This window comes from Pseudomonas sp. TWRC1-2 (assembly GCF_049896685.1).
Taxonomy (GTDB): domain Bacteria; phylum Pseudomonadota; class Gammaproteobacteria; order Pseudomonadales; family Pseudomonadaceae; genus Aquipseudomonas.
The window spans coordinates 397,268-423,553 of record NZ_JAFCUU010000003.1 but is presented as its reverse complement, the minus strand read 5'-3'; the positions used below and the strand labels follow the sequence as shown (position 1 = coordinate 423,553).

Sequence of the window (26,286 nt, the reverse complement as noted above, 5' to 3'; positions counted from 1 at the left end):
ATTAACGCTTGAACGGTTGCGGCGGCTGCTGAGCCAGCTCAACCGGCGCATCGGTCTTGTTCGACCACAAGCTCTGGGCATACCCGGTGGTTACGACGCCCAGACCAAACAAAATAACCAAAATCCATAGTAAATCCGGTTTACGTTGCATCGATTGCCCCCCTTCAGGCACCTCGTACACGATGACAACAACGTTCCAAAGTAGTCCGTTGCAGCTGCGCCAAGCTTAAAAGCGCGCATTCTGCGGTAACGTGAACCAACACGCAAACCTTGGCGCCAACCGACTGTCGGTTTGTCATGGAATTGCCCGACAACTTTCCCAATGCCTTTTTCAGGAGCCCAACAATGGCCTACTGGCTGATGAAATCCGAGCCCGACGAACTGTCCATCAAGGGCCTGGAAACGCTCGGCGAATCTCGCTGGGACGGCGTGCGCAATTATCAGGCGCGCAATTTCCTGCGCGCCATGGCCGTCGGTGACGAGTTTTTCTTTTACCACTCCAGCTGCCCCGAGCCCGGCATTGCCGGGATCGGCAAGATCGTCGAGGCAGCCTACCCGGACCCGACAGCGCTGGAGCCGCAAAGCCACTATTTCGACGCCAAGGCCAGCCCGGAGAAAAACCCGTGGAGTGCAATCAACGTGGCCCACATCGAGACCTTCGCAAAGGTGCTGGGCCTGGGCTATCTGAAACAACAAAGCGCTCTCGCCGAATTGCCTTTGGTGCAAAAAGGCAGCCGACTGTCGGTGATGCCGGTGACCGCCGAGCAGTGGGCGGCGGTGCTGGCACTGCGCTGAAAGGGCAGAACCCTGCGGTCACACTTCTGGCGCATGCATCTGCGTGCCATGCGGGTTAGGCTTGCGCTTCATTTGACCGGTATCAACGGCCGCTCCGGCGCTATCGGTCAAACTAGGATGCTAATGCCGCAGGATGCAGCCATGTCTACGAACCACCATATGTCGCGCCTTTTCGCCATCGCCCTGATCGTCCTGTTACTGGGCGCAGGCGGTTTCGGTTACTGGCGATCAACCCAGGACCGCCTGCCCGAAGGCTTGAGCATGGGCAATGGCCGCCTGGAATCCACCGAAGTACAGATCGCCGCGAAGATCCCCGGGCGCCTGGCCGAAGTGCGCGTGGATGAAGGCGACAAGGTGCTCAAGGGCCAATTGCTCGCGCGCATGGACACCCGCACCCTCGAAGCCCAGCGTGCCCAGGCCGAAGCCGAAGTGCTGCGCGCCAAGGAAAACTTCGCCGCCGCCGAGGCCAACGTGCAGTTGCGCCAAAGCGAGCAGTTGCTGGCCAATCAGGAACTCAAGCGCACCCAGGAGCTATACAAGCGCGGCTTCGCCAGCAGCCAGTTGATTGACCAACAGCAAGCACGCCAGAACACCGGTAATGCCGCGGTGATCGCCGCGCAAGCCCAGGTCAACTCGGTGAAGGCTGCCATCGGCGCCGCACAGGCCCAGGTTGCGCAGCTCACCAGCGAAATCGACGACAGCAGCCTGCGCGCGCCCATCGACGGCATTATCCAATTGCGCCTGGCCGAGCCAGGTGAAGTGCTCGGCGCCGGCGGTCGCGTGTTGCTGCTGATTGATCCGAATGACCAGTACATGAACCTCTACCTGCCCGCCTCCGTCACCGGTCGCCTGACCGTCGGCAGTGACGCGCGCATCCTGCTCGACGCCCTGCCCCAACAACCGCTGCCGGCCAAAATCAGCTTTGTCGCGGCTAAATCGCAGTTCACGCCCAAGGAAGTGGAGACCCGCGACGAACGCCAGAAGCTGGTGTTTCGCGTCAAGCTGCGTCTGACCCAACCCAGTGCCGTACCGCAAGCCAAACCGGGCATGCCCGGCGCCGGCTACGTGCGCACGGCAGATATCGACTGGCCGGCCAACCTGCAATGACCGGCCTGGCGCTGCACGCCACGGGCATCAACCATCGCTACGGCAAGCAACAGGCACTGATCGACATTGCCTTCAGCCTGCCCGCCGGCACGCGCTGCGGGTTGATCGGTCCGGATGGCGCGGGCAAATCGAGCTTGCTGGGGTTGATCGCCGGGGTTAAAAAGCTTCAAGACGGCCAGCTGGAAGTGCTCGGCGGCTCCATCGAGAATCGCCGCCACCGCAACAGCCTGTACCCGCGTATTGCCTTCATGCCCCAAGGCCTGGGCGGCAACCTGTATCCGGAATTGTCCATCAGCGAGAACATCCGCTTCTTCGCCACACTGTTCGGTCTGTCGAAAGCCGATTGCGAACAGCGCATGCATAACCTGCTGCTGGCCACCGACCTTGCACGCTTCGCCGAGCGCCCGGCCGGCAAGTTGTCCGGCGGCATGAAACAGAAACTCGGCCTGTGCTGTGCACTGATCCACGACCCGGACCTGTTGATCCTCGACGAGCCCACCACCGGCGTCGACCCGCTGTCGCGCCGACGTTTTTGGGAACTGGTCGACAGCGTACGCCGCGAGCGCCCGCAACTGACGCTGCTGGTGGCAACGGCCTACATGGAAGAAGCCGAGCAGTTCGAACATTGCCTGATGCTCGATCGCGGCACACTCATCGCCGATGGCCTGAGCCGCGAATTGGCAGCCGCGACACCCAGCGGCAAACTCGATGAAGCCTTTACTCACTTCCAGGGCGACAGCGCCCACAACAATCAGCCGTTGGTGATCCCGCCGCGCGAAAGCGCCAACACCGATATCGCCATCGAAGCCCACGAGCTGACCCTGCGCTTTGGTGATTTCACGGCGGTAAACAAGGTCAGCTTCGCGATTGGCCGCGGTGAGATTTTCGGCTTTCTCGGCTCCAACGGCTGCGGCAAGACCACCACGATGAAGGTCCTCACCGGGCTGATGCCGGCCACCGAGGGCAGTGCCACGCTGCTCGGCAACCCGGTGAACGCCAAGGACCTGGCCACCCGCAAGCGCGTTGGGTTCATGTCGCAAAGTTTCTCGCTGTACGGCGAACTCAGCGTGCGCCAGAACCTGGTGTTGCACGCGCAGCTGTTCGATTTGCCCAAGGCCGACAGCGGCCCGCGTATCGATGAGTTGATTCAGCGCTTCGACCTCGGCGAGGTGGCCGAGCAGCCTTCCGGCGAATTGCCCCTTGGCCTGCGCCAGCGCCTGTCATTGGCCGTGGCGGTGCTGCATCGCCCGGAAGTGCTGATCCTCGATGAGCCCACCTCGGGCGTAGACCCGGCGGCGCGGGATGACTTCTGGCGGCTGCTGATCGAGCTGTCCCGCGAACAAGGCGTGACGATCTTCCTGTCCACCCATTTCATGAACGAAGCCCAGCGCTGCGACCGCATCTCTCTGATGCACGCGGGTAAAGTGCTGGCGTGCGACACACCCGACGCCCTGCAACAGCAATTTCACGGCGACACCCTGGAAGCCGCATTCGTCACCTGCCTGGAGCAAGCTCAAGGCGCTCCCGAACCCGCAGCACCCAGCAGCACCGTCAGCGAAACCAGTGCGCCGCCCGTGAGCAAACGTGGTTTCAGTCTTTCTCGGCTGCTGGCCGTGGCCAGCCGCGAAGGCAAGGAGCTGCTGCGCGACAAAGTGCGCATGGCCTTTGCCCTGCTCGGGGCGATGTTCATGATGGTGATCTTCGGCTACGGCATTTCCCTGGACGTGGAAAACCTCGCCTTCGCCGTCTACGACCAGGACCAGACCCCACAAAGCCGCGCCTACCTCGAAGCCTTCCGCAGTTCGCGCTACTTCGCCGAGCAGGCGCCGATTCGCGATGCGAGCGAACTGCACCGGCGCCTGCAACGCTCGGAAATCAAATTGGCCCTGGAAATCCCGCCGGGTTTTGGCCGCGACCTGTACGCCGGCCGCCAACCCACCGTGGCCGCATGGATCGACGGCGGCATGCCGTTTCGCGCGGAAACCAGCCGTAACTATGTGGAAGCGGTACACCAAGGCAATCTCCAGCAACTGGCCGACCTGAGCAGCCTGCCCCGCAGCACTCAAGCTGCCGCCAAGCTGGAAACGCGCTTTCGCTACAACCAGGACGTGGTCAGCGTGAATGCCATCGGCCCCGGCGTGATGGCGCTGATCCTGGCGTTTATCCCGGCGATGCTCACCGCGCTGGGCATCGTGCGCGAAAAAGAGCTGGGCTCGATCACCAACTTCTATGCCACACCCCTGACCCGCCTGGAATTTCTGCTGGGCAAACAAGCGCCGTACCTGGCCGTTAGCCTGGTCAACCTGGCGTTGCTGGTGGCCATGAACCGCTGGCTGTTCGGCGTGCCATTCAAGGGCAGCGGCCTGGCGCTGGCATTCGGCGGCCTGTTGTATGTGTTGGCCACCACCAGCATGGGCTTGCTGATTTCGGCGTTTACACGCACGCAGATCGCGGCAATCCTGGGCACCATGATCATCACCAGCCTGCCGACCATCCAGTTCTCCGGGCTGATCGTGCCGCGCTCATCCCTGGAAGGCGCCGCCGCGCTGATGGGCATGCTGTTTCCCGCCGGGCATTTTCTCGACATCGCCGTGGGCACCTTCACCAAGGCCCTCGACCTGCGCCAGTTGTGGCCGCAATGCCTGGCGCTGTTCGGGTTTTTCGTCGGGTTCACCGGCCTGAGCCTGATCATGCTCAAGAAGCAGGAGGCGTGATGCACAAGCTCGCTCATATCCTGCGCCTGGGCCTCAAGGAATTGACCAGCCTGCGCCATGACAGCGTATTGCTGCTGTTTCTGGCCTACGCCTTCACCGTCGCGATCTACATGCCCGCCGCCGGTTCGGTGATTGGTGTGCACAATGCCAGCGTGGCCTTTGTTGATGAAGACCACAGCGCGCTCTCGCGGCAAATGGCCGAGGCGTTGCAACCGCCCGAATTCCAGCCGCCTGCACCGCTGGCCTACGACCAACTGGACAAGGTCATGGACAGCGGCGAGTACACATTCGTGATCAACGTGCCGGCCAATTTCCAGGCCGACCTGCTGGCCGGGCGCCAGCCGGGTGTGCAGGTCAACGTGGATGCCACGGCGATGAGCCAGGCGTTTATGGGCGCAGGTTACATCGGCAGGATTTTCCAGCGCGAATTGCTCAACTACAGCGGCCAAACCGACGCCAGCCAGAAGGCGCCTGCACTGCTGACCACCCGCGCGCTGTTCAATACCAACCTGGAAGGCGGCTGGTTTCTGGCGGTGATCCAGATCGTCAATAACATCACCATCCTCGCGATTGTGCTGACCGGCACCGCGCTGCTGCGCGAACGCGAGCACGGCACCCTCGACCATTTGCTGGTGCTGCCGCTGACCGCGCTGGAAATCATGCTGGCAAAAATCTGGAGCAACATGCTGGTGGTGGTGCTGTGCACGTGGCTGTCGCTGGAGCTGGTGGTCAAAGGCCTGCTCGGCGTGCCGTTGGCCGGCTCTCTGAGCCTGTTTCTGTTTGTGACCGCGCTGTATTTGTTTGCGAGCACCGCGTTGGGGATATTCCTTGCCACGCTCGCCCGCTCGACGCCGCAGTTCGGGCTGCTGGCGATTCCGGTGATCATCCCGATGCTGTTGCTGTCGGGCGGCAGCACGCCGCTGGACAGCATGCCCGAGTGGTTGCAATGGGTGATGCAGGGATCGCCGTCCACACACTTTGTGAGTTTGAGCGCGGCGATTCTGTTCAGGGACGCAGGCGTGAGCGTGGTGTGGCCGGATGTGCTGGCGCTGGCGGGGATTGGGTCAGTGTTTTTTGCAGTGGCACTGGCTCGGTTCAGAAAAAGCCTGGCCTCTTAATTGTGGCGAGCAGGCTTTGTGTGGCAAGCGGGCTTGTTGTGGCGAGCGGGCTTGCCCCGCGTTGGGCTGCGCAGCAGCCCCATCCCCCAGATACACCACATTGTTTCAGGTGTACCGAGGCGTATGGTTCTGGGGCGGCTTCGCCACCCAACGCGGGGCAAGCCCGCTCGCCACGACACGCCCGCTCGCCACATGGAACCGTTACTGGATGATCAGGTTGTTGAACAACAGGTCTTCCACCACCGGCTTGCCGGTCTCGTCGTTCATCACTTGCTGGGTTTGCTTGAGGGCTTCCTGGCGCAGCTTTTCTTTGCCCTCAACGGTGCTCATGGCCTCATTGGTCTGCTGAGTAAACAACGCCACCAACTGATTCCGGATCAACGCATCGTTGGCTTTGACCGCAGCGGCGGCTTCAGGCCCGGTCACGCGCAGGGCGATGTCGGCCTTGAACACCTTGAGTTTTGCGGAGCCGTCCAGGCCATAGTTGCCCACGAACGGCGGCGTCAGGCTGATATAGCTGACCTTCGGTGCCTCGCCTTCTTTCGCTTCTTCGGCCTGGGCTGCCATCGGCAAGGTCAGGGCGAGCATCAACAGGATCCACGCTTTCACAGTTCATTCCTCAAATTCGGTTGCCGGGTAGCATAACGCTAGCAAGGCTGAGCACAAGCTTATGGCGACTTATCAGGCCTGGGCATGCTCGTTGACCCACGGGCGTACCCTCCTACACTTATCGGCCATGACGCCAAAAGGAATAGTCCGATGAAAGCTGTGCTGTGCAAAGCCTTCGGCCCCGCCGAAACCCTGGTGCTGGAAGAGATCGCAAGCCCGGCGATCAAGAAGAACGAAATCCTGCTGGACGTGCACGCGGCCGGGGTGAATTTCCCGGACACCTTGATCATCGAGGGCAAATACCAGTTCAAGCCGCCCTTCCCGTTCTCGCCGGGTGGCGAAGCGGCGGGCGTGATCAGTGAAGTGGGCGAGAAGGTCAGCCATTTGAAAGTCGGCGACCGGGTCATGGCGCTGACCGGCTGGGGCAGCTTTGCCGAACAGGTCGCGGTCCCCGGCTACAACGTGCTGCCGATCCCGCCGAGCATGGATTTCAACGTCGCCGCCGCATTCAGCATGACCTACGGCACGTCGATGCATGCCTTGAAACAACGGGCCAACCTGCAGCCCGGCGAAACCCTGCTGGTGCTCGGCGCCTCTGGCGGCGTGGGCCTGGCCGCCGTGGAAATCGGCAAGGCCATGGGTGCCCGCGTGATCGCCGCCGCCAGCAGCGCCGACAAACTCGCCGTGGCCAAGGCGGCCGGTGCAGACGAGTTGATCAACTACAGCGAAGCCAGCCTCAAGGATGAGATCAAGCGCCTGACCGACGGCAACGGTGTCGATGTGATCTACGACCCGGTGGGCGGCGATCTGTTTGACCAGGCCGTTCGTGGCATCGCCTGGAACGGCCGCCTGTTGGTGGTGGGTTTTGCCAGCGGACGTATTCCCGAGCTGCCGGTGAACCTGGCGCTGCTCAAAGGTGCGTCGGTGGTCGGGGTGTTCTGGGGTTCGTTTGCCCAGCGCCAGCCGCAGGACAATGCGGCGAATTTCCAGCAACTGTTCACCTGGTACGCCGAGGGCAAGTTGAAGCCGCTGGTGTCGCAGGTGTATCCGCTGGAGCAGGCTGCCCAGGCGATCAATGATCTGGGGCAGCGCAAGGCAGTGGGCAAGGTCGTCGTTCAGACCCGCTGATTGATCTGAAACGCGGTCAATGTGGGAGCGGGCTTGCTCGCTCCCACATTTGGATTCCCATCGTTCTGAAGAACGCAATCACGACCCACACTTGCCTATTAGCGACATGTTCATAAGAGAACATGCAATCACTCCGATTTCCTGTGTTTGCGGATAAGAGGCGATGCTATTTTCGGTAACGAAACTGTAACATTCGCATCCGCAGTCAAAACAAGAAATTTGGAGCTCTTGAATGTTTGCTTTCTTTCGTCCTGCCGCACACCAGGCGCCCCTGCCTGAAGAAAAAATAGACAGTACCTACCGACGGCTGCGCTGGCAGATCTTCGCCGGTATTTTCTTTGGTTACGCCGGTTACTACCTGCTGCGCAAAAACTTCTCGCTGGCCATGCCGTACCTGATCGACGAGGGTTACACCCGTGGTGAGCTGGGCCTGGCGATGTCGGCGATTGCGATTGCCTACGGCTTGTCCAAGTTCCTCATGGGCCTGGTGTCCGACCGCTCCAACCCGCGCTATTTCCTGCCCTTCGGCCTGCTGATATCGGCCGGGGTGATGTTCATTTTCGGTTTCGCGCCTTGGGCAACGTCCAGCGTGACCATGATGTTCATTTTGCTGTTCATCAACGGCTGGGCCCAGGGAATGGGCTGGCCGCCGAGCGGACGCACCATGGTGCACTGGTGGTCGCAGAAAGAACGCGGCGGCGTGGTGTCGGTCTGGAACGTGGCGCACAACGTCGGCGGTGGCCTGATCGGCCCGCTGTTCCTGCTGGGCATGGCCTGGTTCAACGACTGGCACGCGGCGTTCTATGTGCCGGCGACCGTGGCGTTGCTGGTGGCGGCGTTTGCCTTCATCACCATGCGTGACACCCCGCAATCGGTCGGCCTGCCGCCAATCGAGGAATACAAGAACGACTACCCGGAAGGCTACGACGCCAGCCACGAAGACGAATTCAGCGCCAAGGAAATCTTCGTCAAGTACGTGCTGCGCAACAAAATGCTGTGGTACATCGCCTTCGCCAACGTGTTCGTCTACCTGCTGCGCTACGGCGTACTGGACTGGGCGCCGACGTACCTCAAGGAAGCCAAGCACTTCGACGTGGATAAAACTTCGTGGGCGTACTTCTTCTATGAGTGGGCGGGTATTCCGGGCACGCTGTTGTGCGGCTGGATGTCGGACAAGATCTTCCGTGGCAACCGCGGCCTGACCGGCATCGTGTTCATGGCGTTGGTCACCGTGGCGACCCTGGTTTACTGGCTCAACCCGCCAGGCAACCCGATGATCGACATGATCGCGCTGTTCTCCATCGGCTTCCTGATTTACGGCCCGGTGATGCTGATCGGCCTGCAGGCGCTGGAACTGGCGCCGAAAAAAGCCGCGGGCACCGCTGCGGGTTTCACGGGCTTGTTTGGTTACCTGGGCGGTTCAGTGGCAGCGAGTGCGGCCATGGGCTACACCGTGGACCATTTCGGCTGGGACGGTGGTTTTGTGTTGCTGGTGGGCGCGTGCCTGTTGGCGATTGCATTCCTGATCCCAACGCTGTGGCACACCAACAGCGTCAGCGCAGCGCGTTAATCGCCTGAGCAATCCTTTGCACAACGCTTGAGCCGCGCCTCCAGATTTTTATCTGGCATGGCGTGGCTACGCAGGGCGTTAACGGTCTGCTCGACATAATCGCGCGTGGTGCCGTAACGCCCGCAAGCGCTTTGCAGCACGTGATTGAGCACGATATCGGGCAAGTTGCCGGCGTAGCTGGGCAAATGCCGCTCCAACACAAACCCCAACGCTTGTACCTGACTGCCATCTTCCAGACGGCAGCTGAGCCAGTGCGGCCGGTACGAAGGGTAAGGCATCTCGCGTTGCCACAAGGCGTAAAGCGAGGCCTCCAGCTGATCCTCCGGCAAGCGGTAGGCAAACCCGCTGCATGAGCCGCCGCGATCCAGACCGAACACCAACCCTGGCAACTCCGGCGTACCCCGATGCTCGTGCGACCACAGGTACAAGCCCCGGTGATAGCCGTGAACCCGTGCGCGCATGCGCTGGGTCGACGAGCATTCGGGACGCCAGATCAGCGAACCATAAGCGAACAGCCAGACCGGCCCACCCTTGTGCTTGGCCATGGTGGCCTGCATCGAACTCATTAATTGCTCGTGAGTCAGTTGCGGCCCCAGATCGAGCCGCGGAGGGTAAGCCAATTGCAAAAGATCGGTTTCAATAACGGTCATGGCGGATCGCTTAGGTCTCCTTTATCACTCAAATAAGCTGTTACCAGTTGTAAGCAACTTTACCGTAATAAAACGCGCCGCTGTAACCGTACGGCGAAAAAGTGCTATAGGCGAGGTTGCCGCCACTGCTGGCGTAAGCGTTGACCTTTTCCGGGTATTTATCGGTGACGTTGTCGCCGCCCAGGGTGAAGGTCCAGTTCTTGAGCTTGTAGTCTGCCGACAGGTCCAACACCCAGGCGGCCTTGAAGGTCTGGTCGTTGACCTTGTCTGCTTGATAACTGGTGAATTCACCGTAGCGAACCAGGTTGCTGTGCAGCGCCCAATGGCCATAGGTGAAATCGTTACCCAGGCTCAGTTTGTGCTCAGGCGTGGTGTCGCCGAGCAAACCGATGCGCTCACGTCGGTCCACCCGCACCAGGTTGGCGCCCAGGCTGTCCAGAATCGCCGGGTTAGGCTTCACGTCGGTCACTTTGGTGTGGTTGTAGTTGTAGCCCACGGTGCTGTTCCAGCGGATGCCGTTATCGAACTGGTAGCGATAGTTGGCCACCAGATCGACGCCGTCGGTGCTGGTGTCGGTGGCGTTGGTGAAGTAACGGGCGCTGGTGTAGTTGATGTTGCCAACCCCATTGGCTTGCAGGTAGGCGATGGTGGCCGGGTTGAGATTGAGGTTGGAGGACAGGCTGATGCGATCGCGGATGTCGATGCGGTACACGTCGAGCGTCACGGTCAAGTCATCGGCAGGCTCCAGCACCAGGCCAAGGCTGTAGTTGCGCGACTTCTCGGCTTTCAGGTCTTCAGCGCCGAGCAGGCGGGCCACCTGGCTGTTGGCCGGGAACGTGCCGGCTTCCTGAATGGTGTTACCGATCAACTGGGACGAGGTGTAGGCAAAGTTCTGCTGGGCCAGGGAAGGCGCGCGAAAACCATTCGAGACGCTGCCACGCAAGGCCACTTGCGGGGTGAAGTCATAACGGGCCGACAGCGAACCGCTGACGTTGGAACCAAAGTCGCTGTAGTCCTCATGACGCACCGCGGCCGAGGCGCTGAGCTTTTCGGTGAAGTTGGTTTCCAGGTCCAGGTACTGGGCCCAGCTATGCCGCGCGCTGCTGCCGGCGTCGGCATCACGGAAACCACCCAGGCCCGAGCTGCCGCTTTGATAGTAGGACGCAGGCTCTCCGGCTTCGATTTCATAGCCCTGGCGCAGGTACTCGCCGCCAAACGCCACCGACACCGGATACGGCAGAAAGCCCACGTCGAATTCGCGCGACAGGTCCAGGCTGACTTGCTTCTGGTCATTGCTCAGGGTGCCGTTATCGAACTTGCGCGGCGTGGCCAGGCCCAGTGAGGTGTTGATGGTTTCGGTGCTCAGCGCGTACTGGTTCTTGCCGTAGTTGGCCGACAGGTCGTAATGCCAGTCGTAAGCCAGCAAGCCGCGCAGGCCGACGACCAATGAGGTGTCTTCCAGGTTGCCTTTGATCAACGGCAGATAACCATTAGGGTTCAGCGCCGGGATGTTATTGGACGCATTGCTTGCCCGGTAGAACGCCGCCGTCTCGCCGCGACGCTTGCTGTAGCCGCCGAAGGTGTAGAACTGGGCTGCATCGTTGAAGGAATATTCCGAGTTGAACTGGAATTTGCCTTCATTGGTGGCCGGTTCGCCCTGACGGAACACACGCTGCCCATACGTGGTGGAACCGATGCTGCCAGGGCGCAAGTCGTCGCCGGCGCGGTTGGTGTAATCGTTGTCGGCACCTTCGCCCGAGACATTCATAAAGCCGTTGTCGCCCAAGGCAAACCCGGTATTGCCGCTGACATTGCGCTGGATGCCATCACCCTTTTTGTACTCGCCGAACTTGGTCGAGATCGAACCGCCGTGGTCGTCGTGCTTGAGGATCACGTTGATCACGCCGGCGATCGCGTCAGAGCCGTAACGCGCTGACGCGCCGTCACGCAGCACTTCGATGTGGTCGACTGCCGACAACGGTATCGCATTCAAATCCGCCGGGGCCGAGCCACGCCCCACCGCCCCGCCAAGGTTGACGAAGGCGCTGGTGTGGCGGCGTTTGCCATTGACCAGCACCAGCACCTGATCCGGCGACAGCCCGCGCAGTTGCGCAGGGCGCACCAGTTCGGCGCCGTCCACCAGGCTCGGACGCGGGAAGTTGATCGACGGAATCAGGCGCGCTAACACTGCGCCCAGCTCATCGGAGCCGGTGCTGCGCAGGGTATCGCCGGAAATCACATCAATGGGCGACAGCGAAGCACTGGCCGTGCGCTCTTGGGCGCGAGTGCCGGTAACGATGACGGTGTCGAGTTTTGGTGCATCGGTGGCCGCTGTCTGCGCGGCCATGACGGGATTGAATCCCACAGCAGTCAGCAAATTGGCCGACAAAATTGCCGTGTACAACGCGTGCTTCTTGTAGCTCCCCATACCGCTCCCCTCAGAATCAAACTTCAGAACGTCAATGCTCTGAGTTCCTACGATCGATCCGGCTGGCGGGCGGTGGCGGTCAGTTATTGGTTATTGGCAGATAGTCGGTAGTCCGTTGAGATATAGCTTAATGATATCTATGTAACAAATTAAATACCTTTAAAGCATAAGCAAAAGCATAAGCGCCGCACCTGTTCATCAGGATTGGGGCCGGCTATCCCGGTAATTTCAGCCGCGGTTCAGCCTGACAACGCGCCAAACCCTCAAAATAGCGCACAGCACGACCCACTTAGCCGTCCAACCGCCTATCGAGGTCGCACCCATGAAGAAGTTTCGATTGCCCAGCCTGTTGTTCCTGGCCCAGGCCACCACCGCACTGGCGGCCGAAGTACCGCCGGCTGATGACAACAAGGGGTTCTGGTACGCGCAGACCAGCGTCTACACCCGGCATTTCGCGCCCGACCCAAAGCACAACAACAACCAGGACCTGATCGGCCTGGAGCGCAATGAAGCGTCAGGTTTTGTGTATGGCGCGGCGACATTTCGCAATTCGTTCAGCCAACGCTCTTACTACGCCTATGCAGGCAAGCGCTATGACATGGCCGACTATCCGGTGTATGTGAAACTCACGGGCGGGTTATTGCAGGGCTATCGCGGCGAGTACCGCGACAAGATCCCGTTGAACCGTTTCGGCGTTGCGCCGGTGATCATCCCGTCCGTGGGGGCCCACTATGGGCCGGTAGCAGCAGAGCTGGTGTTACTGGGCTTTAGTGCCGCGATGGTCACCACCGGCCTGCGCTTTTAAGGGCGCGGTGCGTAGGCGAACACATCGGCGCGCATCTGGTGCGCATCCATACCCGCTTCAACCAGCGCATCCAGCGTGCCGTAGATCATCGCCGGCGAGCCACTGGCGTAGACATGCACGGCCTTAAGGTCGCTGATGTCTTCACACACCGCTTCATGCAGGAGCCCGCAACGGCCTTCCCAGCCACAGAGGTCGCTGACCACTTTGTGCAGGAACAGGTTGGGCAGTTTCAGCCACTGGTCCCAGTGCTCGATTTCGTAGAAGTCTTCCGGGCGGCGCACGCCCCAGTACAGGTGTACCGGGTGCTTGAAGCCAGAGGCGCGGCAATGCTCGATCAGGCTGTGCATCTGCGCCATGCCGGTGCCGGCGGCGATCAGTACCAGCGGCCCGTCCGGCAGTTCAGCCAGGTGAGTGTCGCCAAACGGCAATTCGATGCGAGCCATCTGATTACGCTGCAACTGTTCGAGCAGGTCACGCGCGCTGTCCTCACGGGCCAGCACATGCAATTCCAGCTCACGCCCGGCATGGGGCGCCGAGGCCAAAGAAAACGCCGATTTCTCGCCATTCTCCCGCTCGATCATCAGGTATTGCCCGGCGTGGTAACGCACCGGCTTGCCGGCCGGAGCCCGCAGGCGCACGCGCCATACATCGCCACCGACTTCCACGCACTCACTCAATTGGCACGACAACTTGCGCAACGGCAACTCTCCCGGCGCCAGCACGCCATCCCACAACACAACGCAATCTTCCAGCGGCTCGGCGATGCAGGTGAAGAACTCACCATGGTCGCGCACCTCGCCGGCTTGCTGCACCCGCCCTTCCACCAGCAGCGCCGCGCACACATGGCACACGCCATTGCGACAGGCCTGCGGGCACTCGTAGCCCAGGCGGCGTGCACCTTCGAGGATCCGCTCGCCAGGGACCAGTTCCAGTACAGCGCCGGAAGGTTGCAGGGTTACACGCATCAATCTATTCCCAATTCTTTCCAGATTGCATCGACACGCGCAGTCACGGCGTCATCCTTGACAATTACCCGGCCCCATTCGCGCGTCGTTTCACCCGGCCATTTGTGGGTGGCATCCAGGCCCATTTTCGAGCCCAGGCCTGACACTGGTGATGCGAAGTCGAGGTAGTCGATCGGCGTGTTGTCGATCATCACCGTGTCGCGCTTGGGGTCCATGCGCGTGGTGATGGCCCAGATCACGTCGTTCCAGTCCCGCGCATTGATGTCGTCGTCGGTGACAATAACGAACTTGGTGTACATGAACTGTCGCAAAAACGACCACACGCCGAGCATTACCCGCTTTGCGTGGCCCGGGTACGACTTCTTCATCGTCACGATGGCCATGCGGTACGAGCAGCCCTCCGGCGGCAGGTAGAAGTCGGTGATTTCCGGGAATTGCTTCTGCAGGATCGGCACAAACACTTCGTTGAGCGCCACGCCCAGAATGGCCGGCTCATCCGGCGGACGGCCGGTATAGGTGCTGTGGTAGATCGGTTTGATGCGGTGGGTGATGCGCTCGACGGTGAACACTGGGAAGCTGTCGACTTCGTTGTAGTAGCCGGTATGGTCGCCGTAAGGGCCTTCATCGGCCATTTCGCCTGGATGAATCACGCCTTCAAGGATGATTTCGGCGGTGGCCGGCACTTGCAGGTCGTTGCCGCGGCACTTCACCAGTTCGGTACGATTACCGCGCAGCAGGCCGGCGAACGCGTATTCGGACAGGCTGTCGGGCACCGGCGTGACGGCGCCGAGAATGGTCGCCGGGTCAGCGCCCAGGGCCACGGAAACCGGGAACGGCTTGCCGGGGTGTTTTTCGCACCACTCACGAAAGTCCAGTGCGCCGCCACGGTGGCTCAGCCAGCGCATGATCACCTTGTTGCGGCCGATCACTTGCTGACGGTAGATGCCCAGGTTCTGGCGGTCTTTGTTCGGGCCTTTGGTGACGGTCAGGCCCCAGGTGATCAGCGGGCCGACGTCGCCGGGCCAGCAGGTCTGTACGGGCAGCATGCCGAGGTCGACGTCATCGCCTTCGATGACCACTTCCTGACACACAGCGTCTTTGACCACCTTGGGCGCCATGGCGATGATCTTGCGGAAGATCGGCAGCTTCGACCAGGCATCCTTGAGGCCCTTGGGTGGCTCGGGCTCCTTGAGGAAGGCCAGCAGCTTGCCGATCTCGCGCAGCTCGCTGACCGACTCGGCGCCCATGCCAAAAGCAACACGGTCGGGCGTGCCGAACAGGTTGCCGAGCACCGGGATATCAAAGCCGGTCGGGTTTTCGAACAGCAGCGCCGGGCCCTTGTTACGCAGGGTACGGTCGCAAATCTCAGTCATTTCCAGCACCGGGGAAATCGGCATCTGGATACGTTTCAACTCTCCGCGCTGCTCAAGCTGCTGCACGAAATCCCGAAGATCCTTGAATTTCATTAACCATGCCACCCGTAAAATAGGCGTACATCCTACCTGCTCTTACGAGCGCTGGCAGCTTATTGCACATCATTGCGGCTTACATCTGTTCGCACCGAGGCCTGGCGCAGGGTGCGGAAGAACGGCTCCAGGAACCCTTCCACATACCGCGTGCCCACGCTCGAGAGGTGGTTGTCATCGGTATACAGCGACTGGCCGCCGAGTTCGACGCGACACCACCCGTTGGTGTCGCACAGCTTCGGCGCCGGGTCCAGGAGTTGAACACCTGAATCGGCCGCTGCGATCTGCTCAAAGACACTGCTGATAAAGGTTTGACGCTGCTGGTGTTCAGCCAGGGGCAAGCCTTCGCGGTCGGTCGGGCGCCCCAACATGGCCAAACGGCTAAGCCGGTACGGCACATTGAATTCCTGCAGCGGCACTTCCTTGACCAGCCATACCCGATGACCACCGGCGCGTAATTGCTGCACCAAGGTATTCAAACCTTCGCTGAATAGCTGCTCAGCCACGGCGCGGTCATATTTCCCGGTCGCCGGGTCATGGATCGACGCACCGGTATCACCGGAGCGCTGTCCATACACGTAGAGACTCCAGCGCGCCACCAGCACCACATCACTGAAGGGCTCGCGCTTGAGCAACTGCGTAACGCGCTCGTTGAACGCCCCGCACCCTGGGGTGTTTTCTTTCCGGTAGAACGGCAGGCAACCGGCGTAGCCCGCCTGGGTGATGCTGAAGTCGTACTGTTTTGAAGCATCGCTCAACGCCGGAATCAACGCCGAGGCATGGCTGTCGCCCCAGACCAGCGCCTTGACCGTGGCCGCCTGCGGACCAAAATGGCACAACTCACGGTGCTTGTTTTTCTTGTCGTCCGACAAGCAGTTCATAAGCGTGGGACTCCAGGTGTACGCCTGGGCAAATTGCAGCGCCTGAGGCGGCAGCCGCCACGCAAAACCATCCGACCACACCAGGCTCTTGCCGATCAGGCCGAGGCTGACGAGCGCCATGACGCCCGCGGCCAGGATTGCCCGATTGCCCGCCAACAGACGCCGCTCGCGAAAGGGCCCCTCAACGAATCGCCAGGACCCATAGCCCAGCAACAGGCTCAGGAAAAACAGCCCCGCAATCTCCACAGGCGCCAGGCCGAAAATACTGGCGTACTTGCCAAACACCAGCACCGGCCAGTGCCACAGGTACCAGGAATAGGAAATCAGCCCCACGCCTACCAGCACACGGCTGCCCAACAACCGGCCTACCAGTGTGGCGTGCTGGCCGTTGGCCCAAATAAGCCCCACCACACCCACCACCGGCAACAGCGCTGCAACCCCTGGAAAGGCGGTGCTGGCGTCATAGCCCAATACCGCCACCAGAATCATTCCCAGGCCGATCAAGCTGACGGTCTGCGCCAGCATCGGGCTTGCGCGCTGCGCCCGCGCCGGCATAACGGCCAGCATGGAGCCCGCCAGCAACTCCCAGGCCCGCATTGGTAACAGGAAAAAGGCCTTGTCCGGCTCTCGGGACACCGCCCATACGCTGGCAGCAAATGACGCGAGCATCAGCACAAACAAGGCACCACGCCATTGCTTGAGCCGGCTCGACAACAGCGCCAGCAAGAGTGGGAAACCGATGTAGAACTGCTCTTCAACCGAAAGCGACCACGTGTGCAGCATCGGCTTCATATCGGAGGCTGTATCGAAGTAGCCGTCCTGACGCATAAAGAAGAGGTTGGAGATGAAGATCACTTGGTTGTGAATCGAGCGCCCCAGCTCTGAATAGTCCTTGGGCGCCATCAAAAACCAGCCAACCACCAATGACACGAACATCATGACGACCAGTGCCGGCAGGATGCGCCGGGCCCGGCGAGCCCAGAAATCGAGAAAACTGAAACGCCCGGCCTCACGCTCACGCCAGATGATCGAAGTGATCAGGAACCCTGAAATCACAAAGAACACGTCAACGCCAACAAAGCCGCCAGTGACGCCTGGAACTCCAAAATGGAACAGCACAACAGCCAGGACAGCGATGGCACGCAGGCCGTCAACGTCCCTTCGGTAAGCAAGAGCGGTCATAAATCGTAGGTCAGCCTGATTCGAATGGAGATGAGCGTAGCCGCACTCAGTCTATTTGTTTCTTAACTGACACTATTGTCCTGCAAAGCTCCCTTTCTCGACACAAAAAAAAAGGCGCCCCGAAGGGCGCCATTTTTTCAGACCTGGAGCGTCGTGTTACTTACGCTTCATCGACAGGAAGAACTCGTCGTTGGTCTTGGTGGTTTTCAGCTTGTCGATCAGGAACTCGATGGCGGCTACTTCGTCCATCGGGTGCAGCAGCTTGCGCAGGATCCACATGCGCTGCAGTTCGTCGTCGGCGGTCAGCAACTCTTCGCGGCGGGTGCCGGAGCGGTTGATGTTGATCGCAGGGAACACACGCTTCTCAGCGATACGACGGTCAAGAGGCAGTTCCATGTTGCCGGTACCCTTGAACTCTTCGTAGATCACTTCGTCCATTTTCGAGCCGGTTTCAACCAGCGCGGTGGCGATAATGGTCAGCGAGCCGCCTTCTTCGATGTTCCGCGCAGCACCGAAGAAACGCTTTGGTTTCTCCAGGGCGTGGGCATCGACACCACCGGTGAGGACCTTGCCGGAGCTTGGGATCACGGTGTTGTAGGCACGGGCCAGACGGGTGATGGAGTCGAGCAGGATCACCACGTCTTTCTTGTGTTCGACCAGGCGCTTGGCCTTCTCGATCACCATTTCGGCAACCTGCACGTGGCGGGTTGGCGGCTCATCGAACGTGGAGGCAACCACTTCGCCGCGCACAGTGCGCTGCATTTCGGTTACTTCTTCCGGACGCTCATCGATCAGCAACACGATCAGGTGAACTTCCGGGTTGTTACGAGCGATGTTCGCTGCAATGTTCTGCAGCATGATGGTCTTACCGGCTTTCGGCGGTGCGACGATCAGACCGCGCTGGCCTTTACCGATCGGGGCGCACAGGTCGATGACACGACCGGTCAAGTCTTCGGTGGAACCGTTACCGGCTTCCATCTTCATGCGCACAGTCGGGAACAGCGGGGTCAGGTTCTCGAAGAGAATCTTGTTTTTCGCGTTCTCGGGACGGTCGAAGTTGATCGTGTCGACCTTGAGCAGGGCGAAATAACGCTCGCCTTCCTTAGGAGGGCGGATCTTGCCAACGATGGTGTCACCGGTGCGCAAGTTGAAGCGACGGATCTGGCTCGGCGAGACATAGATGTCGTCTGGGCCGGCAAGATAGGAAGCGTCTGCAGAGCGGAGGAAGCCGAAGCCGTCCTGGAGAATCTCCAGCACGCCATCACCGGAGATTTCCTCGCCGCTTTTCGCGTGCTTTTTGAGCAGGGAGAAAATCACGTCCTGCTTGCGCGAACGGGCCATATTTTCTATGCCCATTTCTTCGGCCAATTGGAGCAGGTCGGTAATCGGCTTTTGCTTGAGTTCAGTCAGATTCATATAGGAATGACGTAATCATTTATGGAGGGGGGAAATTAAGCTTTTGGCTTAATGAGGCCGCGCCGCAGAGAAGGCGACAGGATCGCGTACTAATCGAAAAGGAATGCGTCGGCGACGGCTTGCAGGGGGCAGTGGAGAAACCAGTGCGGGGCCGAATGTACCACCTGAATTTCGGAGCGTCTAGCCCTGTTTCACGAAAAAGCCCCGCAATTTGCGGGGCTTTTTTGGCGACGATTAAATGTTCGCGTCGAGGAAAGCTTGCAGCTGGGACTTGGACAGCGCGCCTACTTTAGTGGCTTCGACGTTGCCGTTCTTGAACAGCATCAGGGTCGGGATACCACGCACGCCGTGCTTGGCCGGAGTCTCCTGGTTATCGTCGATGTTCAGCTTGGCGATGGTCAGCTTGCCGTCGTAGGTGGTTGCAATGTCGTCCAGAACAGGGGCGATCATTTTGCAAGGGCCGCACCATTCAGCCCAGTAGTCAACCAGGACCGGGCCTTGAGCCTTGAGTACTTGTTCCTCAAAGTTCGCGTCGGTGACGTGCTTGATAAGATCGTTGCTCATGGATGTCTCCGGATTGTAAGCAAAAAAAACGTGGCCCATCATAGCCGCCCTTCCCCCGTTCAGGAAGCCGCCTCTGATTGACTCTTGCTATGGTCACGCATGAGTTTGGGTATAGCTCAACTTACGGTGTCACGGGAGTCACGAAGGCAATGCCAGTGCGCAATGCCGCATTGCGTACGTGTTCCTGCATGGTTTTCTGTGCTTGCGCACTGGCGCGCCGAGCCAGTGCACGCAGTATCTTGCGGTGCTCCTGCCAGGTTTCCATGGCCCGTTCCGGCCGGATGAACGGTAGTTTCTGACTCTCCAGAAACACCTCGGCGCTGGCACTCAGAATGCTCACCATCGCCTGGTTACCACTGGCCAGCAGAATCCGCTGGTGAAATTCGAAGTCGAGCCGGGCAGCAGCTTCAAAATCGCCGGCCTTGAGCACCTTGCGCATCGCCTCGACATTGTCTTCCAGGCTGTCCAACTCATCGATACTCAATGTTACGGCCGCCAGCCCGGCGGCAAAACCCTCCAGCGCATAGCGCAGCTGGAAGATATCCAGCGGTGTGGCCTGGGCGGCGAAAGGCCAGGCAAAACCCGGCGCCTCCTGCACCTCTTGCACAAACACACCCTTGCCCGGCTGCACGCTGACCACGCCAAGGGCACTCAATGACGACAACGCCTCGCGCAGCGATGCCCGACTCACGCCCAACTGCACCGCCAGGTCGCGCTGTGAGGGCAACGCATCGCCCGCTGCAAAGCCCTGCTCCTTGATCAGTTTGCGGATGGCCTGCAGGGCCGCTTCCGGTACGGCTTGGGCGATGGAATTCATAAAAAACTCATAGTTCCAGACAACTGAGCCGCTAGTTGTAAAGCTATTCGCAGCCGGCGGCAAGCCACGCCCCAAAGGGGCTCGCGGGCTTTTACCGGCGCTCGAAAAAGGTGCGAAAAGCGCAAGCACTGTTCAGACCAGTAAGACCACCGCACCTCAATAAATCCCGGCCCTGCAGGCGATACCAGCCGTGATGGCATGGGCTGTGCACTGAGCAAAATCAGAAAATCCCTTCGCCCTTTTCGGAGAGTTGCCATGACCAAGCGCTACAGCGCCCTGCTCACTGCCCTGTTTGCCAGCCTGATGCTGAGCCAGGCACCCGCCCAGGCCAATGGTCTGGACGACATCGTCGCCCGTGGCACCCTCAAGGTCGCCGTGCCTCAAGACTTCCCGCCGTTCGGCTCGGTCGGCCCTGACATGAAGCCCCGCGGCCTGGACATCGACACCGCCAAGCTGCTGGCTGACCAGCTCAAGGTCAAACTGGAGCTGACGCCGGTCAACAGCACCAACCGCATTCCTTTCCTCACCACTGGCAAGGTCGACCTGGTGATTTCCAGCCTGGGCAAGAACGCCGAGCGGGAAAAAGTCATCGATTTCTCCAAGGCCTATGCCCCTTTCTACCTGGCGGTGTTTGGTCCGCCTGACGCGCCGATCAGCACCACTGACGACCTCAAGGGCAAGACCATCAGCGTGACCCGCGGCGCCATCGAAGACATCGAGTTGACCGCCGTTGCGCCCAAGGAAGCCACGATCAAGCGCTTCGAAGACAACAACTCGACCATCGCCGCCTACCTGGCCGGCCAGGTCGACCTGATCGCCAGTGGCAACGTGGTGATGGTGGCAATCAGCGAGCGCAACCCGAAACGCGTGCCGGCGCTGAAGGTAAAACTCAAGGACTCGCCGGTCTACGTGGGCGTGAACAAGAACGAGCCGGCGCTGCTGGAGAAGGTCAACCAGATCCTGGTAGCGGCCAAAGCCGACGGCAGCCTGGAGAAAAATGCGATGCAGTGGCTTAAAGAGCCGCTGCCCGCTGACCTTTGAAGCGACGGAGCTGATTCATGGCGTATCAATTTGACTTTATGCCTGTGCTCGCCAACACCGACCTGCTGTTGCGCGGCGCGCTGTTCACGCTTGAGCTGACGGCCATCGGCGCGATTCTCGGGGTGGCCCTGGGCACCGTCGGCGCCGTGGTGCGGGCCTGGAAGATCCAGCCGTTTGCGTGGTTCTTCGGTGTGTATGTCGAGTTGATCCGCAACACGCCGTTTCTGGTGCAGTTGTTCTTCATCTTCTTCGGCCTGCCCTCGCTGGGGCTGAAAATCACCGAATGGCAAGCCGCCGTGCTGGCGATGGTGATCAACCTGGGGGCCTACTCCACCGAGATCATCCGCGCCGGCATCCAGGCCATCCCTCGCGGCCAGCTGGAAGCCGCTGCCGCACTGGCAATGACGCGTTTCGAGGCGTTCCGCCACGTGGTGCTGCTGCCGGCGCTGGGCAAGGTGTGGCCGGCCCTGAGCAGCCAGATCATCATCGTGATGCTCGGCTCGGCCGTGTGTTCGCAGATCGCCACCGAAGAGCTGAGCTTTGCCGCCAACTTTATTCAGTCGCGCAACTTCCGCGCCTTTGAAACCTACGCGCTGACCACGCTGGTGTACCTGTGCATGGCGTTGATGATTCGCCAGTTGCTCAACTGGATCGGCCGGCGGTTTGTGATGAGGAACAGCCGATGAGTGATTTTTCGTTCTGGGACATCGTGCGCAACCTGGCAACCGGCCTGCAATGGACCCTGTTGCTGTCGCTGGTGGCGTTTGTCGGCGGCGGCCTGATCGGTCTGCTGGTGATGACCATGCGCATCAGCCGCAAAGCCTTCGCGCGCAATATTGCGCGCACCTATATCGAACTGTTTCAGGGCACGCCGCTGTTGATGCAGCTGTTCCTGGTGTTTTTCGGCATCGCCCTGTTGGGCGTGGATATTTCGCCCTGGCTGGCGGCGGCCATTGCCCTGACCCTGTTTACCAGCGCCTACCTGGCCGAGATCTGGCGCGGCTGCGTCGAATCCATCGCCCACGGGCAATGGGAAGCGTCGGCCAGCCTGGCACTCAACCCGCTTGAACAACTGCGCTACGTGATCCTGCCCCAAGCGCTGCGGATTGCCGTGGCACCCACCGTAGGTTTCTCGGTGCAGGTGGTCAAAGGCACCGCCGTGACCTCGATCATTGGCTTTACCGAACTGACCAAGACCGGCGGCATGCTCGCCAACGCCACCTTCGAACCCTTCATGGTCTACGGCCTGGTGGCCCTCGGTTACTTCCTGCTCTGCTACCCCTTGTCCCTCAGTGCCCGCTACCTGGAAAGGAGACTGCATGCCTCTGCTTAGAATTTCCGCCCTGCATAAGTATTACGGCGATCACCACGTACTCAAGGGCATCGACCTGACAGTCGAAGAAGGCCAGGTGGTGGCGATCATCGGCCGCAGCGGCTCGGGCAAGTCCACCTTGCTGCGTACCCTCAATGGCCTGGAATCGATCAACGACGGTGTGATCGAAGTCGATGGCGAGTACCTCGATGCCGCGCGCGCCGACCTGCGCAGCCTGCGGCAGAAAGTCGGCATGGTGTTCCAGCAGTTCAACCTGTTCCCGCACCTGACGGTGGGCGAAAACGTCATGCTCGCGCCGCAAGTGGTGCAAAAAGTGCCCAAGGCCAAAGCCGCACAGCTCGCCAGGCAGATGCTGGAGCGCGTCGGGCTGGGGGAAAAGTTCGACGCCTTTCCGGATCGCCTGTCCGGTGGCCAACAGCAACGCGTCGCCATTGCGCGCGCACTGGCCATGTCACCCAAGGTGCTGCTGTGCGACGAAATCACCTCGGCCCTGGACCCTGAACTGGTCAATGAAGTGCTCAGCGTGGTGCGTCAACTGGCCAACGACGGCATGACCCTGATCATGGTGACCCACGAAATGCGCTTCGCCCGGGAAGTCGGCGACAAACTGGTGTTCATGCACCAAGGCAAAGTGCATGAGGTGGGCGACCCCAAGACATTGTTCGCCAACCCCAAAACGCCGGAATTCGCCAACTTCATTGGCTCGGTGGAACAGCCGGGCTGACCAGTTCGAAACTGCCCTGCGCCTCAAGGTGTGTTTCGCTACGCACCTGGAAGGCGTCGGCAGCCAGGTCGGTGTCGATATCGACCTGGGCCGTCAATTGACGACCTGCCCTCGGTCCCCCGGCCACTCGCGCTATCAACGTCTGACCGGGCAACAGGTGCCCGCTGACCGTCTCGCCGGGTGAGTGCGCGAGCGCCCAGCCGACGGCCTGCCCATCTAAACGGGCGTGTTTGAGGTTCAGGCGCAAACGCCCCTGACGCCCAAAACGAAAGCCCTCGCCATCGGCAGCCACGCCGATAAAACGCAACGCGATTGCCGCGGGCTCAGCACACAGTACATTCACGCTCAACGAGCGAGTGCCGAGCGCCACGGAAGGGCTTTCAACGAGCGCCTCCCTGCGAATAACGCCGTAGTCTATGCGCGGCTGGCTCACCGATAAGCGGCAATTTTCAGCCCGGGCATCAGCCATCGCGAGCAGTGCGCAGAGCATGACCAAGGGCACGCTTTTAAGCTTAACGGCCATGGCACACCGCCGAGGTGGTTTCATAGAACTTGTCATTGTCGGGTTGGCTCTTGAGGTCAATGCGTAGCAGGCAGGTGGAAGCGTCCGGCAATGAAACACGCAGGCTTTGCGCCTCATTGACGTCATTGAGGAACACCATGCCCTCGCCCACCACGCTGGTCAGGAAGCGATCGCCCCTGCCAAACACCGAGGCACCCTGGGGCAATGGCCGGCCCTGCTGATCCTTTGCAGTGAGCAAAATGCGGCGCACTTTCACCACATCGAAATCCACGGCATTGAAGGATCCACGACCCGCCGTGAGCACCTGCGTGCCGTTTTTCAGGTCGACGCGCCTGGGCAAGGACGGGGTCTGCACCTCAACCCGGCTGTTGGTGTAGGCCGGCAGGCCTGCGATCACGGCTTGCCCGCTGAAATCGGTCCACACGGGGCCTTGGGGGGTCTCGACTTTTGCCGCGCCGATATCCCCGACAGAGACGATGCCGAAGGTGTCCTGCACGGGGTAAGGCGAAAAGGTCAGCCCGCCTGCGTGAGCCACCACGCCGCCTTGCAACTGCCCGGTGTAACTGCTGCCCTGCGGGTCGCGGCTGACACCCAGGCCGACCCGGGTATAACGGGGCAGCAGGTCCACCTGCCCGCGCACCGATGCCTGCCGGGCCTTGAGGTCGCGCTCGACGCCCACTTCGTAATTCACATACTCGTTGACGCGCTCGCTGAGCGATGTGCCCGCGGTGAACTGATCACCGCGACGACTGGTGTAACTGTGCACACGACGGTCCCCACCCAATGGCACGCTGACCTGCAACCGCACGGACAGGTCGTTGTCCAGCGCCCGTTCGCGCCGGTTGCCAGTACGCGTGACGTCACGATCCGACCGCGTGCCGCCCACTTGCGAATCGGCAATCAACGCGACATCGGCGCGGCTGAATGACTTGTTCCACGAGGTGAACACATGCTCGCTCGTTCGCCCGTCAAATTGAGCGCTGCGGGTATAGCCCAGCGAGAACACACCCAGCGTGGGATCGGCCCAGCTCATGCCTGCCGTGTACTGGTTCTTGAAGCGCGAACCCAATTCGTCGGGCCGGGCGACGCGGCCGGCTTCAGTGACCTCACGATAACCTTGGGTCTGGGTGGTCGCACTGAGGTTGACGTCAACATTGGCCAGCACCGGGCTGCTCACGGAGACGCTGCTGCGCGACCCGGACACTGCGTTTTTGCTGTCTCGCGACAGGTTGAGACGTGCCCCCACGGAAACCCGCTGCATGAACACGCTGCTCAGGGTGCCGCCCGCCGACCCATAGTCATCGGCGCTCAACAAACCAAAGCCCGCCGACGAATCGCGCCCCAGCCCCCAAGTGCCGCTGGCCATGGCGACCCGCGGTGACGGCCCCTCTTCGAGGGTATTTTTGCGCAGCTTGCCAACCGAAAAATAATAACCAGGCGCCGCCGGGCCAGCCCCTGCAAACGAAGCCGCCGGCACCACGAAGCTGCGCCTGACTCCGCGCACATCGATCACGCTGACGTCCAGGTCACTGGTGGCATTGAGCAGAGGCAACCCTGCAAGCCTGAATGGGCCTTCGGGCACCAACGTGCTGTGGATCAACGCGCCGGACTGGCGCACTTCAACCCGCGACTGGCTCTGGGCGAGGCCTTCGACCACCGCATTGTTGCCGCCCGCAGCGGCACGTGATTGGCCATCGGGGTAAAACTGCAGCCCGGACAACTGGACCCCGCCAAACAAGGGGTTATGGCTGGAGATCTGGCCGACCTGGAAAGTCGACTGCAACGCAGCAACATCCCGCTGGGCAAAAGCATAAAGGTGTTCGGTACGGGTCTTGCCGTTGTCGGACACATAGAACTGGCGACTGCGAACCACCCAATCCTCAAGGTTGAAGCCTGCCTCGGTGTAGGCCGAGATGAACCGGCTGGGCCCACTGCGCGAATGACTGTCAAAACCCAGCACGTCATAGTTGAACAGCGCTGCTGAGCCGCCCGTGGAAAAGGGCCCGGCCTCCCATTGCGGCGCACGCAATGACTGGGTCGGCACAACCAGCGTCACTTCCTCGGTACCGGGACGCAACCTCAGCATTGTGGTTGGGAACGCAGCGAGAAAGTCATGACAGGCCGCGTCCGGTGTAGCGCCTTCGCGGAGTATCTCGCGCGGCTTTACCAGCCCGGCTTTTTCCAGCAGCCCAGGCGTAAAACACAATCGCCCCTCGTGATCGAAACGTGCATCCACCAGCCCAAGCGGGTTTCCATTGACCCGCAGGCCCACCACATGGACACCTTCACGAAAGCGCGCTGCACTGCGAAAGTAGTCGGAGACCTTTGGGTCAATACCGTGGGTTGTCAGTGCCGCAAGGTCAAAGCCCTCTCCCAGCTCCAGCGCAGAAACAACGCCGGGCAAGCTCCAAAGGGCTGCAAACCCCATGATCAACGTGGGCCTGCCGGGC

Annotated in this window: 23 protein-coding genes; 11 read left to right on the top strand and 12 right to left on the bottom strand. The window is 60.8% G+C overall.

Going from position 1 to position 26,286, the window contains the following annotated elements; genetic code table 11:
• Position 1: 1 nt before the first annotated feature.
• Positions 2-151 (bottom strand): hypothetical protein, encoded by a 150-nt coding sequence (locus ACP7B3_RS10775; protein ID WP_426178774.1) that lies wholly within the window; start codon positions 149-151, stop codon positions 2-4.
• 194 nt (positions 152-345) lie between these two features.
• Between ACP7B3_RS10775 and ACP7B3_RS10770 the strand changes: the two genes are divergently transcribed.
• From ACP7B3_RS10770 to ACP7B3_RS10755, 4 genes are all read left to right on the top strand, one after another.
• Positions 346-795, top strand: coding sequence for an EVE domain-containing protein (locus tag ACP7B3_RS10770; protein ID WP_426178773.1), 450 nt, complete (start codon positions 346-348; stop codon positions 793-795).
• A gap of 141 nt (positions 796-936) precedes the next feature.
• Positions 937-1,902, top strand: a complete 966-nt coding sequence (locus tag ACP7B3_RS10765; protein WP_369301909.1) for an HlyD family secretion protein — start codon at positions 937-939, stop codon at positions 1,900-1,902.
• Positions 1,899-4,616: a ribosome-associated ATPase/putative transporter RbbA gene (rbbA, locus tag ACP7B3_RS10760; protein ID WP_426178772.1), complete on the top strand. Its 2,718-nt coding sequence runs from the start codon at positions 1,899-1,901 to the stop codon at positions 4,614-4,616. Before ACP7B3_RS10765 ends, rbbA begins: the two co-directional genes overlap by 4 nt.
• Positions 4,616-5,734 carry an ABC transporter permease gene (locus tag ACP7B3_RS10755; RefSeq protein ID WP_426178771.1) on the top strand — a complete coding sequence of 373 codons (1,119 nt, stop codon included), beginning with the start codon at positions 4,616-4,618 and terminating at the stop codon, positions 5,732-5,734. The genes rbbA and ACP7B3_RS10755 overlap by 1 nt, the downstream gene beginning before the upstream one ends.
• A 201-nt stretch (positions 5,735-5,935) precedes the next feature.
• On the opposite strand, the gene ACP7B3_RS10750 is transcribed toward ACP7B3_RS10755, so the two are convergent.
• On the bottom strand, positions 5,936-6,343 hold the full coding sequence (locus tag ACP7B3_RS10750; protein ID WP_106575780.1) for a flagellar basal body-associated protein FliL: 408 nt from the start codon (positions 6,341-6,343) through the stop codon (positions 5,936-5,938).
• Between the two features lie 150 nt (positions 6,344-6,493).
• Between ACP7B3_RS10750 and ACP7B3_RS10745 the strand changes: the two genes are divergently transcribed.
• A complete protein-coding gene (locus ACP7B3_RS10745) occupies positions 6,494-7,471 on the top strand; it encodes an NADPH:quinone oxidoreductase family protein (protein WP_242199674.1) in 978 nt (325 codons plus the stop codon).
• Positions 7,472-7,703: 232 nt separating this feature from the next.
• Complete coding sequence (gene glpT, locus ACP7B3_RS10740; protein ID WP_145157973.1) at positions 7,704-9,041, top strand: glycerol-3-phosphate transporter; 1,338 nt, start codon at positions 7,704-7,706, stop codon at positions 9,039-9,041.
• On the opposite strand, the gene ACP7B3_RS10735 is transcribed toward glpT, so the two are convergent.
• Complete coding sequence (locus ACP7B3_RS10735) at positions 9,038-9,691, bottom strand: gamma-glutamylcyclotransferase (protein WP_145157976.1); 654 nt, start codon at positions 9,689-9,691, stop codon at positions 9,038-9,040. The genes glpT and ACP7B3_RS10735 overlap by 4 nt on opposite strands.
• Before the next feature lie 40 nt (positions 9,692-9,731).
• The gene (locus ACP7B3_RS10730; RefSeq protein WP_426178770.1) at positions 9,732-12,119 is read right to left on the bottom strand and encodes a TonB-dependent receptor plug domain-containing protein; all 2,388 of its coding nucleotides are present in this window, start codon (positions 12,117-12,119) and stop codon (positions 9,732-9,734) included.
• Positions 12,120-12,441: 322 nt separating this feature from the next.
• Between ACP7B3_RS10730 and ACP7B3_RS10725 the strand changes: the two genes are divergently transcribed.
• Positions 12,442-12,924: a sn-glycerol-3-phosphate transporter gene (locus ACP7B3_RS10725; protein ID WP_426178769.1), complete on the top strand. Its 483-nt coding sequence runs from the start codon at positions 12,442-12,444 to the stop codon at positions 12,922-12,924.
• Here the strand turns inward: ACP7B3_RS10725 and ACP7B3_RS10720 are convergent.
• The 6 genes from ACP7B3_RS10720 to ACP7B3_RS10695 all read right to left on the bottom strand — a co-directional run bounded on the left by ACP7B3_RS10720 (position 12,921) and on the right by ACP7B3_RS10695 (position 20,215).
• Positions 12,921-13,889, bottom strand: a complete 969-nt coding sequence (locus ACP7B3_RS10720) for a CDP-6-deoxy-delta-3,4-glucoseen reductase (RefSeq protein ID WP_426178768.1) — start codon at positions 13,887-13,889, stop codon at positions 12,921-12,923. The two genes, ACP7B3_RS10725 and ACP7B3_RS10720, sit on opposite strands and share 4 nt — an antisense overlap.
• Positions 13,889-15,355 carry a 4-hydroxy-3-polyprenylbenzoate decarboxylase gene (gene ubiD, locus ACP7B3_RS10715; protein ID WP_145157988.1) on the bottom strand — a complete coding sequence of 489 codons (1,467 nt, stop codon included), beginning with the start codon at positions 15,353-15,355 and terminating at the stop codon, positions 13,889-13,891. The genes ACP7B3_RS10720 and ubiD overlap by 1 nt, the downstream gene beginning before the upstream one ends.
• Before the next feature lie 59 nt (positions 15,356-15,414).
• Positions 15,415-17,418 carry an acyltransferase family protein gene (locus ACP7B3_RS10710; RefSeq protein WP_242199666.1) on the bottom strand — a complete coding sequence of 668 codons (2,004 nt, stop codon included), beginning with the start codon at positions 17,416-17,418 and terminating at the stop codon, positions 15,415-15,417.
• A gap of 156 nt (positions 17,419-17,574) precedes the next feature.
• Positions 17,575-18,834 carry a transcription termination factor Rho gene (rho, locus tag ACP7B3_RS10705; protein WP_003176825.1) on the bottom strand — a complete coding sequence of 420 codons (1,260 nt, stop codon included), beginning with the start codon at positions 18,832-18,834 and terminating at the stop codon, positions 17,575-17,577.
• 234 nt (positions 18,835-19,068) lie between these two features.
• Positions 19,069-19,398 carry a thioredoxin TrxA gene (gene trxA / locus ACP7B3_RS10700; protein ID WP_106575789.1) on the bottom strand — a complete coding sequence of 110 codons (330 nt, stop codon included), beginning with the start codon at positions 19,396-19,398 and terminating at the stop codon, positions 19,069-19,071.
• 121 nt (positions 19,399-19,519) lie between these two features.
• Positions 19,520-20,215, bottom strand: a complete 696-nt coding sequence (locus ACP7B3_RS10695; RefSeq protein ID WP_145157994.1) for a FadR/GntR family transcriptional regulator — start codon at positions 20,213-20,215, stop codon at positions 19,520-19,522.
• A 255-nt stretch (positions 20,216-20,470) separates the two neighbouring features.
• On the opposite strand from ACP7B3_RS10695, the gene ACP7B3_RS10690 reads away from it, so the two are divergent.
• Genes ACP7B3_RS10690 through ACP7B3_RS10675 form a run of 4 tightly spaced genes read left to right on the top strand, consistent with a single transcriptional unit; the run spans position 20,471 to position 23,313 of the window.
• A complete protein-coding gene (locus ACP7B3_RS10690; RefSeq protein ID WP_106575791.1) occupies positions 20,471-21,256 on the top strand; it encodes a transporter substrate-binding domain-containing protein in 786 nt (261 codons plus the stop codon).
• A gap of 17 nt (positions 21,257-21,273) precedes the next feature.
• Positions 21,274-21,942 (top strand): amino acid ABC transporter permease, encoded by a 669-nt coding sequence (locus ACP7B3_RS10685; RefSeq protein WP_064454658.1) that lies wholly within the window; start codon positions 21,274-21,276, stop codon positions 21,940-21,942.
• Complete coding sequence (locus tag ACP7B3_RS10680; RefSeq protein WP_242199664.1) at positions 21,939-22,589, top strand: amino acid ABC transporter permease; 651 nt, start codon at positions 21,939-21,941, stop codon at positions 22,587-22,589. The genes ACP7B3_RS10685 and ACP7B3_RS10680 overlap by 4 nt, the downstream gene beginning before the upstream one ends.
• The gene (locus ACP7B3_RS10675; protein ID WP_106575793.1) at positions 22,576-23,313 is read left to right on the top strand and encodes an amino acid ABC transporter ATP-binding protein; all 738 of its coding nucleotides are present in this window, start codon (positions 22,576-22,578) and stop codon (positions 23,311-23,313) included. The genes ACP7B3_RS10680 and ACP7B3_RS10675 overlap by 14 nt, the downstream gene beginning before the upstream one ends.
• Here the strand turns inward: ACP7B3_RS10675 and ACP7B3_RS10670 are convergent.
• Positions 23,285-23,836 (bottom strand): hypothetical protein, encoded by a 552-nt coding sequence (locus ACP7B3_RS10670; protein WP_426178767.1) that lies wholly within the window; start codon positions 23,834-23,836, stop codon positions 23,285-23,287. The two genes, ACP7B3_RS10675 and ACP7B3_RS10670, sit on opposite strands and share 29 nt — an antisense overlap.
• Complete coding sequence (locus ACP7B3_RS10665) at positions 23,826-26,264, bottom strand: fimbria/pilus outer membrane usher protein (protein ID WP_426178766.1); 2,439 nt, start codon at positions 26,262-26,264, stop codon at positions 23,826-23,828. The genes ACP7B3_RS10670 and ACP7B3_RS10665 overlap by 11 nt, the downstream gene beginning before the upstream one ends.
• Between the last annotated feature and the right edge of the window lie 22 nt (positions 26,265-26,286).

Coding starts and splice junctions, on each gene's coding strand:
- ACP7B3_RS10775 (WP_426178774.1), bottom strand. CDS start 151: ATGCAACGTAAACCGGATTTACTATGGATTTTGGTTATTTTGTTTGGT.
- ACP7B3_RS10770 (WP_426178773.1), top strand. CDS start 346: ATGGCCTACTGGCTGATGAAATCCGAGCCCGACGAACTGTCCATCAAG.
- ACP7B3_RS10765 (WP_369301909.1), top strand. CDS start 937: ATGTCTACGAACCACCATATGTCGCGCCTTTTCGCCATCGCCCTGATC.
- rbbA (WP_426178772.1), top strand. CDS start 1,899: ATGACCGGCCTGGCGCTGCACGCCACGGGCATCAACCATCGCTACGGC.
- ACP7B3_RS10755 (WP_426178771.1), top strand. CDS start 4,616: ATGCACAAGCTCGCTCATATCCTGCGCCTGGGCCTCAAGGAATTGACC.
- ACP7B3_RS10745 (WP_242199674.1), top strand. CDS start 6,494: ATGAAAGCTGTGCTGTGCAAAGCCTTCGGCCCCGCCGAAACCCTGGTG.
- glpT (WP_145157973.1), top strand. CDS start 7,704: ATGTTTGCTTTCTTTCGTCCTGCCGCACACCAGGCGCCCCTGCCTGAA.
- ACP7B3_RS10735 (WP_145157976.1), bottom strand. CDS start 9,691: ATGACCGTTATTGAAACCGATCTTTTGCAATTGGCTTACCCTCCGCGG.
- ACP7B3_RS10730 (WP_426178770.1), bottom strand. CDS start 12,119: ATGGGGAGCTACAAGAAGCACGCGTTGTACACGGCAATTTTGTCGGCC.
- ACP7B3_RS10725 (WP_426178769.1), top strand. CDS start 12,442: ATGAAGAAGTTTCGATTGCCCAGCCTGTTGTTCCTGGCCCAGGCCACC.
- ACP7B3_RS10720 (WP_426178768.1), bottom strand. CDS start 13,889: ATGCGTGTAACCCTGCAACCTTCCGGCGCTGTACTGGAACTGGTCCCT.
- ubiD (WP_145157988.1), bottom strand. CDS start 15,355: ATGAAATTCAAGGATCTTCGGGATTTCGTGCAGCAGCTTGAGCAGCGC.
- ACP7B3_RS10710 (WP_242199666.1), bottom strand. CDS start 17,418: ATGACCGCTCTTGCTTACCGAAGGGACGTTGACGGCCTGCGTGCCATC.
- rho (WP_003176825.1), bottom strand. CDS start 18,834: ATGAATCTGACTGAACTCAAGCAAAAGCCGATTACCGACCTGCTCCAA.
- trxA (WP_106575789.1), bottom strand. CDS start 19,398: ATGAGCAACGATCTTATCAAGCACGTCACCGACGCGAACTTTGAGGAA.
- ACP7B3_RS10695 (WP_145157994.1), bottom strand. CDS start 20,215: ATGAATTCCATCGCCCAAGCCGTACCGGAAGCGGCCCTGCAGGCCATC.
- ACP7B3_RS10690 (WP_106575791.1), top strand. CDS start 20,471: ATGACCAAGCGCTACAGCGCCCTGCTCACTGCCCTGTTTGCCAGCCTG.
- ACP7B3_RS10685 (WP_064454658.1), top strand. CDS start 21,274: ATGGCGTATCAATTTGACTTTATGCCTGTGCTCGCCAACACCGACCTG.
- ACP7B3_RS10680 (WP_242199664.1), top strand. CDS start 21,939: ATGAGTGATTTTTCGTTCTGGGACATCGTGCGCAACCTGGCAACCGGC.
- ACP7B3_RS10675 (WP_106575793.1), top strand. CDS start 22,576: ATGCCTCTGCTTAGAATTTCCGCCCTGCATAAGTATTACGGCGATCAC.
- ACP7B3_RS10670 (WP_426178767.1), bottom strand. CDS start 23,836: ATGGCCGTTAAGCTTAAAAGCGTGCCCTTGGTCATGCTCTGCGCACTG.
- ACP7B3_RS10665 (WP_426178766.1), bottom strand. CDS start 26,264: ATGGGGTTTGCAGCCCTTTGGAGCTTGCCCGGCGTTGTTTCTGCGCTG.